At 71.0% G+C, this 14,455-nt stretch carries 13 protein-coding genes; 8 read left to right on the forward strand and 5 right to left on the reverse strand.

The genetic code is table 11. The features are described from left to right. The first annotated feature begins 25 nt into the window (after nucleotides 1-25). Both mqnC and ABEB03_RS09650 read left to right on the forward strand, forming a co-directional pair. Nucleotides 26-1,225, forward strand: coding sequence for a cyclic dehypoxanthinyl futalosine synthase (mqnC, locus tag ABEB03_RS09645; RefSeq protein WP_345644589.1), 1,200 nt, complete (start codon nucleotides 26-28; stop codon nucleotides 1,223-1,225). 7 nt (nucleotides 1,226-1,232) lie between these two features. Then, nucleotides 1,233-1,682 (forward strand): imidazolonepropionase-like domain-containing protein, encoded by a 450-nt coding sequence (locus ABEB03_RS09650; protein WP_345644592.1) that lies wholly within the window; start codon nucleotides 1,233-1,235, stop codon nucleotides 1,680-1,682. A 216-nt stretch (nucleotides 1,683-1,898) separates the two neighbouring features. Here ABEB03_RS09650 and ABEB03_RS09655 read toward each other — a convergent pair whose 3' ends face one another. Next, the gene (locus ABEB03_RS09655; protein WP_345644595.1) at nucleotides 1,899-2,939 is read right to left on the reverse strand and encodes a chitinase; all 1,041 of its coding nucleotides are present in this window, start codon (nucleotides 2,937-2,939) and stop codon (nucleotides 1,899-1,901) included. Between the two features lie 309 nt (nucleotides 2,940-3,248). Between ABEB03_RS09655 and ABEB03_RS09660 the strand changes: the two genes are divergently transcribed. The 4 genes from ABEB03_RS09660 to ABEB03_RS09675 all read left to right on the forward strand — a co-directional run bounded on the left by ABEB03_RS09660 (nucleotide 3,249) and on the right by ABEB03_RS09675 (nucleotide 8,152). After that, a complete protein-coding gene (locus ABEB03_RS09660; RefSeq protein WP_345644598.1) occupies nucleotides 3,249-3,644 on the forward strand; it encodes a hypothetical protein in 396 nt (131 codons plus the stop codon). 19 nt (nucleotides 3,645-3,663) lie between these two features. Next, the gene (locus ABEB03_RS09665; protein WP_345644601.1) at nucleotides 3,664-5,961 is read left to right on the forward strand and encodes a bifunctional polysaccharide deacetylase/glycosyltransferase family 2 protein; all 2,298 of its coding nucleotides are present in this window, start codon (nucleotides 3,664-3,666) and stop codon (nucleotides 5,959-5,961) included. Then, on the forward strand, nucleotides 5,962-7,365 hold the full coding sequence (locus ABEB03_RS09670) for an acyltransferase family protein (protein ID WP_345644603.1): 1,404 nt from the start codon (nucleotides 5,962-5,964) through the stop codon (nucleotides 7,363-7,365). 94 nt (nucleotides 7,366-7,459) lie between these two features. Continuing rightward, nucleotides 7,460-8,152: a demethylmenaquinone methyltransferase gene (locus ABEB03_RS09675; protein WP_345644606.1), complete on the forward strand. Its 693-nt coding sequence runs from the start codon at nucleotides 7,460-7,462 to the stop codon at nucleotides 8,150-8,152. 64 nt (nucleotides 8,153-8,216) lie between these two features. Here ABEB03_RS09675 and ABEB03_RS09680 read toward each other — a convergent pair whose 3' ends face one another. Both ABEB03_RS09680 and ABEB03_RS09685 read right to left on the reverse strand, forming a co-directional pair. Next, nucleotides 8,217-8,549 (reverse strand): PASTA domain-containing protein, encoded by a 333-nt coding sequence (locus tag ABEB03_RS09680; RefSeq protein ID WP_095935928.1) that lies wholly within the window; start codon nucleotides 8,547-8,549, stop codon nucleotides 8,217-8,219. Between the two features lie 186 nt (nucleotides 8,550-8,735). Beyond that, complete coding sequence (locus ABEB03_RS09685; RefSeq protein ID WP_345644611.1) at nucleotides 8,736-9,245, reverse strand: GNAT family N-acetyltransferase; 510 nt, start codon at nucleotides 9,243-9,245, stop codon at nucleotides 8,736-8,738. A gap of 99 nt (nucleotides 9,246-9,344) precedes the next feature. Here ABEB03_RS09685 and ABEB03_RS09690 point away from each other — a divergent pair, with 99 nt between their 5' ends. Further along, entirely contained in the window at nucleotides 9,345-10,634 is a 1,290-nt protein-coding gene (locus ABEB03_RS09690) for a geranylgeranyl reductase family protein (RefSeq protein WP_095935930.1), read from the forward strand. A gap of 183 nt (nucleotides 10,635-10,817) precedes the next feature. Here ABEB03_RS09690 and def read toward each other — a convergent pair whose 3' ends face one another. Next, nucleotides 10,818-11,444 (reverse strand): peptide deformylase, encoded by a 627-nt coding sequence (def, locus tag ABEB03_RS09695; protein WP_345644613.1) that lies wholly within the window; start codon nucleotides 11,442-11,444, stop codon nucleotides 10,818-10,820. A gap of 91 nt (nucleotides 11,445-11,535) precedes the next feature. Between def and ABEB03_RS09700 the strand changes: the two genes are divergently transcribed. Then, nucleotides 11,536-13,365: a hydroxysqualene dehydroxylase gene (locus ABEB03_RS09700; RefSeq protein WP_345644615.1), complete on the forward strand. Its 1,830-nt coding sequence runs from the start codon at nucleotides 11,536-11,538 to the stop codon at nucleotides 13,363-13,365. Between the two features lie 118 nt (nucleotides 13,366-13,483). Here ABEB03_RS09700 and ABEB03_RS09705 read toward each other — a convergent pair whose 3' ends face one another. Continuing rightward, nucleotides 13,484-14,323 carry a C40 family peptidase gene (locus ABEB03_RS09705; protein WP_345644618.1) on the reverse strand — a complete coding sequence of 280 codons (840 nt, stop codon included), beginning with the start codon at nucleotides 14,321-14,323 and terminating at the stop codon, nucleotides 13,484-13,486. Between the last annotated feature and the right edge of the window lie 132 nt (nucleotides 14,324-14,455).

Consider the following 14,455-nt stretch of genomic DNA (forward strand, 5'->3'; position numbering starts at 1 on the left):
ACACCCCTCCGAAAGGGACGCCCCGGTGACCGAGAAGGCCGACCTCCAGTCCGTCCTCGACCGTGCCGCCGCAGGCGGGCGGATCACCCCCGAGGAGGCGCTCGACCTCTACCGGGACGCCCCGCTGCACGCGCTGGGTGCCGCCGCCGACGCCGTACGCCGCCGCCGGTACGCCGGTACGGAGCACATCGCGACGTACATCATCGAGCGCAACATCAACTACACGAACGTGTGCGTCACGGCGTGCAAGTTCTGCGCCTTCTACGCGGCCCCCAAGGACACCGCCAAGGGCTGGACGCGCGACCTCGACGACATCCTGCGGCGCTGCGCCGAGACCGTCGAGCTCGGCGGCACGCAGATCATGTTCCAGGGCGGCCACCACCCGGACTACGGCGTCGAGTACTACGAGAAGCACTTCGCCGCGATCAAGGCCGCGTACCCGCAGCTCGTCATCCACTCGCTCGGCGCCTCCGAGGTCGAGCACATGGCCCGCATCTCCAAGGTGAGCGTCGAGGAGGCGATCCAGCGCATCCACTCCGCCGGACTCGACTCCTTCGCCGGCGCCGGCGCCGAGCTGCTGCCGGCGCGGCCCCGCAAGGCGATCGCCCCGCTGAAGGAGAGCGGCGAGCGCTGGCTGGAGATCATGGAGACGGCGCACGGTCTCGGCGTGGAGTCGACGTCCACGATGCTCATGGGCACGGGCGAGACCAACGCCGAGCGCATCGAGCACCTGCGGATGATCCGTGACGTGCAGGACCGGACGGGCGGCTTCCGCGCCTTCATCCCGTACACGTACCAGCCCGAGAACAACCACCTCAAGGGCCGTACGCAGGCCACGCTCTTCGAGTACCTGCGGATGATCGCGATCGCCCGCCTCTTCCTCGACAACGTGGCGCACATCCAGGGCTCCTGGCTGACCACCGGCAAGGAGGCCGGCCAGCTCTCCCTGCACTACGGCGCGGACGACCTGGGCTCGATCATGCTGGAGGAGAACGTGGTGTCCTCCGCGGGTGCCAAGCACCGCTCCAACCGCATGGAGATCATCGACCTGATCCGCAAGGCCGACCGCGTGCCCGCCCAGCGGACGACGACGTACGAGCACATCGTGGTCCACGACGACCCGGCGGACGACCCCGTCGACGAGCGCGTCATGTCCCACATCTCGTCGACCGCGATCGAGGGCGGTACGGCACACCCCGAGCTGAAGCTGCTCGCCTCCAACTAGCCGCGCCGTGCTGACGATCCACACCGCCGACGAGCTCCGGCGCAGCTGGGGCGACACGGCGCCGCTCAAGGACGGCGCCGTGGCCGTCGAGGGGGACCGTGTCGCGGGCGTGGGGCCGCTGGACGAGCTGCTGGAGCGGTTCCCGGGGGCGCGCGTGCGCCGCTGGCCCGGCTCCCTCGGGCCCGCCCGCGTCCACGAAGGGGTCCTGCCCGCGGCGCCGAGCCCCCGCGAACGCGTCCACGCCGTACTGAAGTCGGGTGCCACCGCGGTGCTGGAGGCGTACGCGGACGACGCCGGCCTGCGCGCCGCGGCCGCGCGCAACGACGTCGCCGTGCTCGCGCACCCCCGGACGCCGGTGATCACCGACACCGGGCGGGCCGACCTCGCGGTCTTCGACGCGGACGGGACGTGCCTCGCGACCGTGTGCGCGGGACGCCTGGTGCACCGGCGCCGCTAGACCGGCCGCCGGGCCGCGCAGACCTGGGTCCCGCCCGCCGACACCCGGGCTTGCCTGCCGACACCGCCCCGGGCTTGCCCGTCAACACCTCAGGTCGCCTGCCCGCACGTCGGGTTCGCCCGCCGACACCCCGGACCTGCCCGTCAACATCCCGCGCCCGCAGGCGCGTTGCCCCGTCCCCCCCCCGTGCACGCATCCTCGTGCACGGCGGCCGGCTCAGCCTGCGAGGGCTTTCGCGAACGCCCCCGAACTCTGCTTCACCCCACTGCAGTCGGTGGCCGCGTCGTCGGAATCGGCGTCGCCGTCCACGCACCGCCGGTCGCGGAACGTCGACCACATGGAGACCCACGCGACCTCCTTCTCCTCGGCGAACGCGCGGACCTGGGCGGCGTCGGAGAGCGTGAACGTCTCGTTGTCGACGTCGTTGACACCGATCATCGAGGTGAGCGCGAGGCCCCGCCAGGCGCCCGCGCTCGACAGCCCGAAGACGTCTTCCAGCTGGTCGTGGGCCGCCTCGGCGGACGTGATCGCGTAGTCGCCCATGTCGCCCGCGTACGAACTGCCGTAGTTCATCGTCATGATGTCGACCGTGGAGACCTTCACGGCGTGGTCGTTGGCGGACTCCAGGAGGGCGAGGCTGTCGTCGTCGAGTCCGGACGGCATCACGGGCAGGGTGAAGGAGACCTCCAGATCGGTGCGCTCCTTCTGGAGCAGCGCGATCGCCTCGGACCGCAGCGCCACCGAGTCGGAGTCGGCCAGCTCGTCGCCCTCGATGTCGAAGTCCGCCTGCGACGAGCCGGCGGCGTCGAGCGCGGCACCGTAGGCCGCGGCGAGAGCGCTCGCGCTGTCGCAGGTGGAGGCGAGTTCCTTTCCGGAGGCTCCGCCGAAGGACACGCGCACGCTCGCACCCGACTTCTTCAGCGCCGAGATCCGTGACGCCACGGCCGAGTCGCCGAGGGCGTACGTCCCGTTCCACTTCGGTGTGCAGGCGCTGCCGTCGGAGATCACGAAGGCCAGGTTGTACGTCGACGGCGACCCGCTGGAGTCCGTGGCCGAGGCGGTGGTGGCGCTCACGTACGGGGCGTACGAGGTGGCCGACGACGGGCTGTCGCTGCGGCTGGGCGCGGGTGCCGTATGCGTCCCGCCCGACCGCGGGGAGGCCGCGTCCGACGCCCCGCCACCGCCCGAGGAGCACCCCGCGCAGGCCAGCGCCACCAGGGAGACGAGCCCGGCGGCGGGCTTCAGGAAACTCCTCATTGCGTAAGCACCCGCTCTCGTGATTTCTGTCTCAGGACGGAAACAAACCGCTGAATCCGTAGGGGAAATGTGGCACACGCGGTCGGGAATCCCGAATGAAGATCGTGCGGGGCGACGCGGTGAGGATAGTGGGGCAAAGGTGATGAAAGGGTGTAATGAAACGGGGCGTATCGCCCAGCGGTGCGGCGGTGCTAAGAGGTAGTCGTCCGGGAAATCTCATAGAGAAAGGACAGATTGAGGCGTCTCTCATGGGCGCCTCACATGAGAGACCGAGTTTCTCGCACATAAAGGCGCCTTAATCTCCGGGGAATGCAATCCGAGTCCGCCGTCGAAAGCCGCGCAACTGCCCGCGGCCGTCGCCGCAAACGCGGCCACGGGGCCGCCGAGGGTCCCGTCTTCGTTGACAACTCCGGGCGCAGAGCGCGCCTGCTGCGCCGTTTCGGCACGCTCGTCGGTGTCGTCTGCCTCGGGTACGCGTGCGTGCTCGGCATGGCCTTCATGGGCTGGGGCACCTCGCTGACGCCGTCCTCGCTGTTCCCCTTCGACGGCGGCCGGGCCGGATCCGCTCCCGGAGGCGGCGGCATGCAGCCGCAGGGCGGCACGGCCCCCACCGGCGCCCCCACCGGGACCCCGCCGTCGGGCCTGCCCACCGGCGCCGCCCCTTCCTCCGCTCCCTCCGTGTCCGCCTCCACCGGCGCCAACTGACGGGGACACCGCCACTCTCATGACTACGACGACGCCCTCGCGCGGCCGCCGCCGTGCCCCCTCCAGGATGGAGTGGGCCGCCGGAAGGGCCGCGGCGCTGCAGAAGCCGCGCGTCATCCTCGCCCTCCTGCTCCTGCTGGCCCTCGTCAGCGTGATGCTCCTCGACGGTTACCTGCGCTCCGAGATCGGCAACGACTCGCGCGTGCGCGACGGCGCGGCCTACGACAGGGTCCCCGAGAAGATCCTCGACGGCGGGCCCATCCTGACCTTCACCGACGGCACCGCGAAGACCCAGTCGGTGCCGGCGAAGACCATCGTGCTCACCTTCGACGACGGGCCGACGGCCACCTGGACGCCCCAGGTCCTCAAGGTCCTGGAGGACAACGACGTCGAGGGCACCTTCTTCATGGTCGGCTCGATGGTCTCGCGCTATCCGGGCATCGTGAAGAAGCTGGTCGAGCAGGGCAACGAGGTGGGCATCCACACCTTCACCCACGTCGACCTCTCCTACCAGGGCGCGGCCCGGCTCAAGCGCGAGCTGGACCAGACCCAGCTCGCCCTCGCGGGTGCCGCCGGCGTCACCACCACGCTGTTCCGCGCCCCGTACTCGTCGGAGATCGACGCGGTCGACAACTACAGCTGGCCCGTCTACAAGGAGATCGGCGGTCTCGGCTACACCAGCGTCTTCGTCGACACCGACAGCGACGACTGGAAGAAACCGGGCGTCTCGAAGATCGTCCAATGGGCGACGCCGAAGAAGAACAAGGGCGCCATCGTCCTCATGCACGACGCGGGCGGCGACCGCTCGCAGACGGTCGAGGCGCTCGACACGTACATCAAGAAGATGAAGGCGAAGGGCTACACCTTCACCACGGTCAGCGGCGCGCAGGCCGAGCTGAACCGCACCGGCGCCGTAGGCACGGGGCAGGCCACCGCCGGGGGAGCGGCCGGGGCGGACGGCCGAGGGGCGCGCCCCGGCGCGGCCGGCGCCGCCGCGGTCGACACCGAGCAGGCCGCCCACCGCACCGCCACCGGCGCGACGCTCTACGAGGGCAGGGCCCTCATCTGGGCCGTCGCCGTGGCCGAGTGGGTCGTACCGGCCCTGTCCTGGTTCCTCGTCGTCGTCGGAGTCGCCGTCATGGGCCGCTTCGCGATGATGCTGGTCCTCGCCCGCCGCCACCACCGGCAGCGCAACCGCAGGCGCGGCCGGGGCGGGAGGTTCAGCTGGGGGCCGCCGGTCACCGAACCCGTGTCCGTCATCGTGCCCGCCTACAACGAGAAGGAGTGCATCGCCAACACCCTCAAGTCGCTGGCGAGGAGCACTCATCCGATCGAGATCATCGTCGTCGACGACGGGTCGACGGACAACACGTCCGAGATCGCGGAGTCGCTCGGCATGCCCAACGTCCGGGTCGTCCGGCAGGAGAACGCGGGCAAGCCGGCCGCGCTCAACAACGGCGTACGCAACGCCAGATACGACATCGTCGTGATGATGGACGGCGACACCGTCTTCGAACCGGACGCCGTGCACCAGCTCGTGCAGCCCTTCGCCGACCCGGAGATCGGCGCGGTCGCGGGCAACGCCAAGGTCGGCAACCGCACCACCGTGATCGGCGCCTGGCAGCACATCGAGTACGTGATGGGCTTCAACCTCGACCGCCGCATGTACGACCTGCTGCGCTGCATGCCCACCATCCCGGGCGCCATCGGGGCCTTCCGCAGGGACGCGGTGCTGGAGGTCGGCGGCATGAGCGAGGACACGCTCGCCGAGGACACCGACATCACCATCGCCATGCACCGGGCGGGCTGGCGCGTCGTCTATCAGGAGCACGCCAGGGCCTGGACGGAGGCGCCGGGTTCGCTCAAGCAGCTGTGGTCGCAGCGCTACCGATGGTCGTACGGCACCATGCAGGCGCTGTGGAAGCACCGCAAGTCCTTGACGGACAAGGGCCCTTCGGGCCGCTTCGGCCGGGTGGGCATGCCCCTCGTCGTGCTCTTCCAGATCGTCACGCCGCTCTTCGCACCGCTCATCGACGTGTTCACCGTCTACTCGATGGTCTTCGTGGACTTCCGTGCGGCCCTGCTCGCCTGGCTGGCCGTCCTCGCCGTCCAACTCGTCTGCGCCGCCTACGCCTTCCGGCTCGACCGGGAGAAGTACCGCTACCTCGCGATGCTGCCGCTCCAGCAACTCGCGTACCGGCAGATGATGTACCTGGTCCTGATCCACTCCTGTGTCACGGCCCTTGCCGGCGGACGTCTGCGCTGGCAGAAACTCAAGCGCACGGGCGAGGTCGGCACCCCGGCGGGGGTGAGCTAGATGAGCTGGGACCAGAGTCGGCAGGGGCAGTACCACCAAGGGCACGACCAGCAAGGACAGTACGGGCAGTACGGGCAGTACGGGCAGTACGCGCAGCAGGGACACGGCTACGCACACGGGTCCGGATACGTGCAGCAGTCCGATCCCTACGGCCATGGCGAGCAGTCCGATCCGTACGGCCGGGACCCGCAGCCGCGGGCGTACGGCGAGCTGTCTCCCGAGTACGCCGCCGCGGGCGGTGTTCCCGCGGCGCCGCACGGCTGGGGCCCGACCGAATCGCCGTCCCCCGCGGAACCGGACCCCGGCGGCGACACGGCGGAGCAACCGGTCCCCGCGCCGGAGGAGCCAGCGCCGCGGACGGGAGCAGGAGCACAGGGCCGCGACCGCTACTTCGACGCCCTTCGCGCCGTCGCCCTGGTCCGTGTCGTGACGTACCACACCTTCGGCTGGGCCTGGGCCGGCCTGGTCTTCCCCTCGATGGGCGTGATGTTCGCGCTCGCCGGCACCCTGATGGCGAAGTCCCTGGAACGGCCCGCCCTCAAGGTGGTCCGAAGCCGGATGCGGCGGCTGCTGCCGCCCTTCTGGTTCTGGGGGTTCTTCGTCGTGGTCGCCATGCTGATCCACGACTGGATGCCGGGCTGGCAGATCGTGTTCTGGTTCGTGCCGGTCGGCGACCCGCCGGGCAACCAGTGGGGCGTGCAGGCCTGGGAGATCCTCTGGTACCTGCGGACGTACCTCTGGCTCGTGCTGCTCTCCCCGCTGCTCCTGCGGATCTTCCGCAAGGCCCCGATCCCCGTCCTGCTGCTGTCCCTCGTCCCGATCGTCGTCTTCCAGTACGTCTGGCAGCCGCCCTACGACCGCTTCGGCAGCGCCCTCACGGACCTGGCGACGTACGGGTTCTGCTGGCTCCTCGGGTTCGCGCACCGCGAGGGCGTGCTCCAGCGGCTGAGGCCGGGACCGGTCGTCCTGGCGTCGCTGGCCGCGCTCGCCTCGGGAGGCTGGTACGCGTTCGCCCAGCGGGCGGCGGCCGGCACCTACGACCTGGACGAGATCCCGCTCGCGCAGGCCTTCTGGTCGGCCGGCTTCGTGACGCTCCTGATGTACTTCAAGGCGTACTACGACGTGGACTTCGCGTGGCTCACCCGCTTCCGGCGCCTCGACCGGATCGTGACGATCTTCAACGGCCGGGCCGTGACGATCTACCTCTGGCACGAGATCGCCCTGGTGCTCGCGGTCCCGCTGATCGATCAGTTCTGGAAGGTGCCGGCCTTCGAGAAGTGGCTCCCGCTGGAGAGCCAGTGGTTCATGTTCGGCATCGGCTGGCTGCTGATCTGGATCGCCGTCCCGCTCTTCGGCTGGGTCGAGGACGTGGCGGCCAGGAAGAAGCCGAGGCTCCTTCCCTGAGCGGGACCCGGTGGAGGTCTGCAGGGGGGACGTGAGGCCGGCGTACGGGCCGGGTGCCGGAGAGTCGCCCGGCCCGTACTGCCACAATGGGCCCGTGACCCGCGCATCCCTGGACAAGCAGCCGCACGAAGTCGCCTCGATGTTCGACGACGTGGCGGAACGGTACGACCTGACGAACGACCTGCTGTCGCTGGGCCAGGACCGGGTCTGGCGCAGAGAGGTCGCCAAGGCGGTCGACGCGCGGCCCGCGCAGAAGATCCTCGACCTCGCGGCCGGTACGGCGACCTCCTCCCTGCCCTTCGCGCGTACCGGCGCCTACGTCGTGCCCTGCGACTTCTCCCTCGGGATGCTGCGGGTCGGCAAGAGGAACCACCCGTGGCTGCCGCTCACCGCGGGTGACGCGACGAAGCTGCCCTTCAAGGACGACACCTTCGACGCGGTCACCATCTCCTTCGGGCTGCGCAACGTGCAGGAAACCGACACCGCGCTGAGCGAGCTGTACCGGGTGACGAAGCCCGGCGGGCGGGTCGTGATCTGCGAGTTCTCGCACCCCACCTGGGCGCCGTTCCGCACCGTGTACACCGAGTACCTGATGCGCGCGCTGCCGCCGGTCGCCCGCGCCGTCTCCTCCAACCCGGATGCGTACGTCTATCTCGCCGAGTCGATCCGTGCCTGGCCGACCCAGCCCGAGCTGGCCGAGCGGCTGCGCAAGGCGGGCTGGTCGAAGGTGGCCTGGCGGAACCTGACGGGCGGGGTCGTGGCCCTGCACCGGGGCTTCAAGGCCTGACCGCGGCGCGGCCGGCCACGCAGCGGTCGGCGCGCGGGCCGCTGCGGCGTACCGGCACGGGCTCTCAGTGCGGCACCACGAAAGGATCACCGGGCTCGTCGAGTTCGCGGCGCATCCCGCCCGACGGCGGGCGTGGCAGGCGCGGCTCGCGCACCCCCGCGCCGCCCTCGGCGTCACCGAGGTCGAACCACACGGTGACCAGGGCACCGCGCGGGACCTCCACACCGGGTGGCGGGTACTGCCGTACGACATAGTCGACGACCGTGCGCAGGAAGTCGGGCCGGTCCGGTGCGACCAGCAGCACCCCTTGCGCCTCGGCCGTCTCACGCGCGTCCACGGCCATCAGGCCGACGAGCCGCGGTACGCGCACTTCGGGTGTCTTGGGTGTTATCTGCACAAGCTTCACCCCCAGCGGTACCGGAAGGGTAAGCCTCCGCCGGTGCCATCCGGAAGTCGTCAGCGGCGCCGCCGGTCCCGCGCGGGCCGCTGCGGGGGAGTGCTCGGGCCGGCGGCAGGGGTGCCGCCGGCCCCGCGTGAGCCGGTGCCGGGCGCGGCCGGGCGGTACGGGCCCGTGCCGGGGTGCTCAGGCCAGCGTCAGGCGGTAGCGGTGGCCCTCCTGGCCCGTCACGGGAGTCGTGAACCGCTCGGCGAGCTCCATGCCGAGGCGCTTCGTGACGGCGATGGAGCGTTCGTTGCGGGCGTTGACCATGGCCACGACGTCACGGACGCCGGCCGCGCGGACCCGCTCCAGGGTGGTGCGGGCCGCCGCCGTGACGTACCCCTTGCCCCAGTGCGCCCGTCCCAGCCGCCAGCCGATCTCGATCTCGCCGGCCGGCCCCCACCCGTGCGGCCACGGCTGCGCCCCCGTGAAGCCCAGCACCTCGTCCTCCGGGCCGACCATCGTCCACAGGCAGAAGCCGTGCTCCGCGTCGTGCCGCCGCTGCCGGGCGGTGAGCTCCTCGTACACGGACAACTCGGCCGCCCTGCCCCCGTGGAACTCCATGACCTCGGGGTCGGCGAAGATCCGGTGCCAGGCGAAGGCGTCCTCGTCGGTGGGGACACGGAGCCGTACGTCGGGGAGAGCTCGGTTCACGGGGGCAGCCCTTCAGCCGGGTGATCAGTACCGCTGCATAGACTGCCCATGTCCAGTGCCCGTCGGCACGTTGATTTCGAGTCTTGGGGAGACCCCGCCGTGACCGAGCCCCAGCCCCTCTCCGAGAACACCGCCGATGTCATCGTCGTCGGGGCCGGGCCAGCCGGTTCCACCACCGCGTACTACCTCGCGAAGGCGGGACTCGACGTCCTGCTCCTGGAGAAGACCGCGTTCCCGCGGGAGAAGGTGTGCGGTGACGGCCTGACCCCGCGCGCCACCAAGCAGCTCGTCTCGATGGGCATCGACATCTCGGAGGAAGCGGGCTGGCTCCGGAACAAGGGCCTGCGGATCATCGGCGGCGGTGTGCGCCTCCAGCTGGACTGGCCGGATCTCGCCTCCTTCCCCGACTACGGCCTCGTGCGCAAGCGGGACGACTTCGACGAGCAGCTGGCGCGGCAGGCACAGAAGGCGGGCGCGCGGCTGTACGAGCGCTGCAACGTCGGCGCCCCGATCGTCGACGACCGCACCGGCCGCATCACCGGCGTCCACGCCAAGCTCGGTGAGGAGAAGCGCGAGGTCACCTTCCACGCCCCGCTCGTCGTCGCCGCCGACGGCAACTCCACGCGCCTCTCCCTGGCGATGGGGCTGCACCGCCGCGAGGACCGCCCGATGGGTGTCGCGGTCCGCACGTACTTCACCTCGCCGCGTCACGAGGACGACTACCTGGAGTCCTGGCTGGAGCTGTGGGACCGGCGCGGCGCCGAGGACCGTCTCCTGCCCGGCTACGGCTGGATCTTCGGCATGGGCGACGGCACGTCGAACGTCGGCCTCGGCGTCCTCAACACCTCCGACTCCTTCAAGGAACTGGACTGGCGCGAGGTCCTCAAGGCCTGGTGCGCGTCCATGCCGGAGGACTGGGGCTACACCCCGGAGAACATGACGGGCCCGATCCGCGGCGCCGCCCTCCCGATGGCCTTCAACCGCCAGCCGCACTACACCAAGGGCCTGTTGCTGGTCGGCGACGCCGGCGGTCTGGTGAACCCCTTCAACGGCGAGGGCATCGCCTACGCCATGGAGTCCGGGCAGATCGCCGCCGACGTCATCGTCCAGGCGCATTCGCGCGCCACCCCGGCCCAGCGCGAACTCGCCCTCCAGCGCTACCCGCGCGTCCTCAAGGACACCTACGGCGGCTACTACACGCTCGGCCGCGCGTTCGTGAAGCTCATCGGCAACCCGAAGGTCATGAAGATCGCCACGCAGCGCGGACTGACCCACCCGATGCTGATGAAGTTCACGCTGAAGATGCTCGCGAACCTGACGGACCCGACCGGCGGCGACGCGATGGACCGGATCATCAACGGCCTGAGCAAGGTCGCGCCGAAGGCCTGACCCGGCGCCGCCCCCTCCGTCCGAGGGGGCGGCACCGGTGACGCCTCGACCGAGGGCACGCCCCGAGACCGCCCTGCGTGAGGCGGCGGCACCGGGGTGCTCGCCGGACCGCCCGCCCGTGGTCACGGGAAGGTGGCCGGCAAGGCCCCTGCCAGGGACCGGGCGGGGCCGGCAAGGCCCCTGTCAGGAACCGAGCGCCTTCAGACGAGCGGCCCGGCGCGCGAAGACCTCCTCGCGTCGTTCCGCGACCTGCCGCAGGGCCTCCTTGCGCTCCCGCCCGGAGAGCCGGTCCAGATAGACCTGCCCGCCGAGGTGGTCGGTCTCGTGGGCGAGGCAGCGGGCGAAGTACCCGGTGCCCTCGACGCAGACCGGGCGGCCGTCCCTGTCCTGCCCACGCACGACGGCCCGGTCCGGACGCGGTACGTCCATCACGGCGCCCGGCACCGACAGACAGCCCTCGCCCTCGTCGAGCAGCCGGCGCCCGGCCGGGTCGAGCGGCTCCAGCACCGGATTGACGATGTGCCCGACGTGCCGGACCCCCTCGTCGTCCGGGCAGTCGTAGACGAACAGGCGCAGCGCGACCCCGACCTGGTTCGCCGCGAGACCGGCGCCTTCCGCGACGTACATCGTCAGGAACATGTCGTCGATGAGCGCGGCGAGATCGGGCCCGAACTCGGTCACGTCCCGGCACGGCTTGTGCAGCACCTCCTCGCCGACCTCGGTGATCCGCCGTACCGCACCCCGCCGGGCCTCCGGCGCGAGCCGCGGATACGTGTCGACGGGGCTGCCCTGGACGAACACACGTGGCATGACTGTCTCTCCCGGTGATTGTGAGGATGCTGTGGGTGGCGGGCCGACGGGGGTTCCGGCTTCCGGAGCCCCTCCCTACCCTCCGTTGCTCATGACAACAGAACACGCGCAGCAGTCCCAGGAGCACATCGGACAGACCCGCAGACGCTTCCTGGCCGCGGCCGGAGGAGCGGTCGGAGCCACGGCCGCCGCCGTCTCCTTAGGGCCGGCCGGGAGTGCCGCGGCCGCTCCGGCCGCGGGCAGGCGGGTCGCCGTCCTGGGCGGCGGGGTCTCGGGCCTCAGCGCCGCCCACGAACTCGCCGAGCGCGGCTACGCCGTGACCGTCTACGAGTACTACGACCGACTCGGCGGCAAGGCCCGCTCGATGGACGTCCCCGGGACCGGCTCCGGTGGACGCAGACCGCTCCCCGGCGAGCACGGCTTCCGCTTCTTTCCCGGTTTCTACCGGAACCTCCCGGACACGATGCGCCGCATCCCCTTCCCCGGCAACGCGGGCGGAGTCCACGACAACCTCCGCGGCGGCACCGAGGCACTGTTCGCGCGGAACTCGGGCCGGCCCGACCTCCACTTCCCGCTGCGCCGGGCCACCACTTTGCCCGCCCCCGGCGACATCACGCCGTCCTGGCTCCGCGACCAGATCCTGTCGGTCCTCGACCTCGGCACCCGCCTGCCGGCCCACGAGGCCGCCTACTTCGCCGACCGGCTGCTCGTCCACCTCACCAGCTGCGACGCCCGCCGTGAGGACCAGTGGGAGAAGGTGTCCTGGTGGGACTTCATCCGCGCCGGCGAGATGAGCACGGAGTACCAGACCCTGCTGGGCATCGGGCAGACCCGCAACCTCGTCGCCACCCGCGCCGAGATCGCCTCCACCCGCACGGTCGGCCGCGTCATCATCGAGGCCCTCCTGCTGTGGGGGCTGCTGGGCCGCGGCATGGACGGCGACGCCGACGTCGACCGCGTCCTGAACGCGCCGACGAGCGAGGCGTGGATCGACCCCTGGGAGACGCATCTGCGCTCCCTCGGTGTCGAGTTCGTCCTCGGCACCCAGGTCCGGGAGGTGCTGTACGCGCAGGGCCGGGTGACGGGGGTCCGTGTGTCGGACCGCGACGGGGGCCGGGAACGGACGGTCACCGCCGACCACTACCTCTCCGCGATGCCCGTGGAGCACGCCCGCGCGACCTGGGGCGCCGCCCTGCGCGCGGCGGACCGGCAGCTCGGCCGGTGCGACGCGCTGAGGACGGACTGGATGACCGGCGTGATGTTCTACCTGCGCACGCCCACCCCGGTCGTGCACGGCCACATCAACTGCCTCGACTCGCCGTGGTCGGTGACGGGCATCGGACAGGCCCAGTTCTGGGACGTACGGGACTTTTCACGCGATTACGGCGACGGCGAGGCCCGCGACTGCCTGTCCGTGATCGTCTCCGAGTGGGACAAGCCCGGGATCCTGTACGGCAGGACGGCCCGTGAGTGCACCAAGGACGAGATCGTCGCCGAACTGTGGGCGCAGCTGAAGGACGGGCTGAACGACTCCGGGAAGACGACCCTCAGGGACGAGGACCGGATCGGCTGGTTCATGGACCCGGCCGTGACGGGTCTGGGCGGCCCGGACCCGCAGAACCGCGAACAGCTCCTCATCCACCCCACGGGCACGCTGTACAACCGGCCCACCGCCGGCACCGCGGTCCCGAACTTCTTCCTCGCCGGCGACTACGTCCGCACGGACGTCGACCTGGCGACGATGGAGGGCGCCAACGAATCGGCGCGGCGGGCCGTCAACGCACTGCTGGAAGCGGACGATTCGGACACCGAGCGGTGTCGCGTCCGGGAGCTGTACCGCCCCCCGGAGATGGAGCCGCTGAAGCGGGTGGACGAACTCCGCCACAAGCTCGGCCTGCCGAACACCTTCGACCTCGGATAGGAGACCCCGGGCAGGGGGCGTGGAGCCGGAGGGAGGCGGGAACGCGGCGGGACGGGGACGGCGGCGGGCAGCACGAAAGGGCCGCCGCCTCGGAGGCGGCGGCCCTCACGGCGAGGGCTCAGAGGACGCGGACCGCGCCCGTGGCCGGATAGCCCGAAAGGTCCTGAATCACCACACCCTTGGAGGGGTTGGCGGCGTCCAGGTACTGGCCGTTCCCGATGTACACACCCACGTGGTACGCCGAACCGGCGGAACCCCAGTACAGGATGTCGCCGACCTGAAGGTTGGACAGCGAGACCGGCGTGCCGGACGTCGACTGGTCCTGCGAGACGCGCGGCAGGTCGACACCGACCTGCTTGAACGCGGCCTGCACGAGGCCCGAGCAGTCCCACGCGTTCGGGCCCGTGCCGCCCATCACGTAGGCGTCGCCGACCTGCGCCTTGAGGAAGGCGACGACGGTCGCGACGCTTCCGCTGGCCGGGGCGGAGACGTTCGTGGACGTGGACGCGGAGGCGGACAGGGTGGTCCGCTCCGAGGAGCGCGAGGCGGCCTCGGCGGCGGCAGCCCTGCGTGCGGCTTCGGCGGCGGCCTTCTTCTTGGCCTCGGCCTTGTGCTTGGCCTCGGCGAGGTCCGCCTTGGCCTGCTTTGCGGCCTTTGCGGCGGCCGCGTCACGCTCCGCCTGCAGCTCGTAGTTGGCCGCGGCCTGCTGGGTGGCGTCGGCGGACTGCGCGACCTGGGTGGCCAGGTCGGCCGTCAGGGTGGGCAGTTCGAGGGTCTGCGTCACGGGCTCGGCGGCGTTCGCCGAACCGGACGCACCGGCCACGGCCAGGGTGCTGAGAACGCCACCGGCAACACCAGCGCGCATCGCGAGCGCCGACGCGTTGCGACGGGGTTTCCGGTGGCTTCGTATGTGAGCGGTGTGGGACATGGGTACAAGCGGTACCAGGGGCTCCTCCATACCTTCAAGAAACGTGTGGTGCGCCACAGTTGTTCAATCGGCCGCCGAAATCGACGCGCGTCACTCCTTATTGACGCCGTAACGGGCATTGCGGACAGCCCTCGACAAGCCCGTGATCATGGGCTTTCTGTA

This window comes from Streptomyces siamensis (genome assembly GCF_039543605.1).
Taxonomy (GTDB): Bacteria; Actinomycetota; Actinomycetes; order Streptomycetales; family Streptomycetaceae; genus Streptomyces; species Streptomyces siamensis.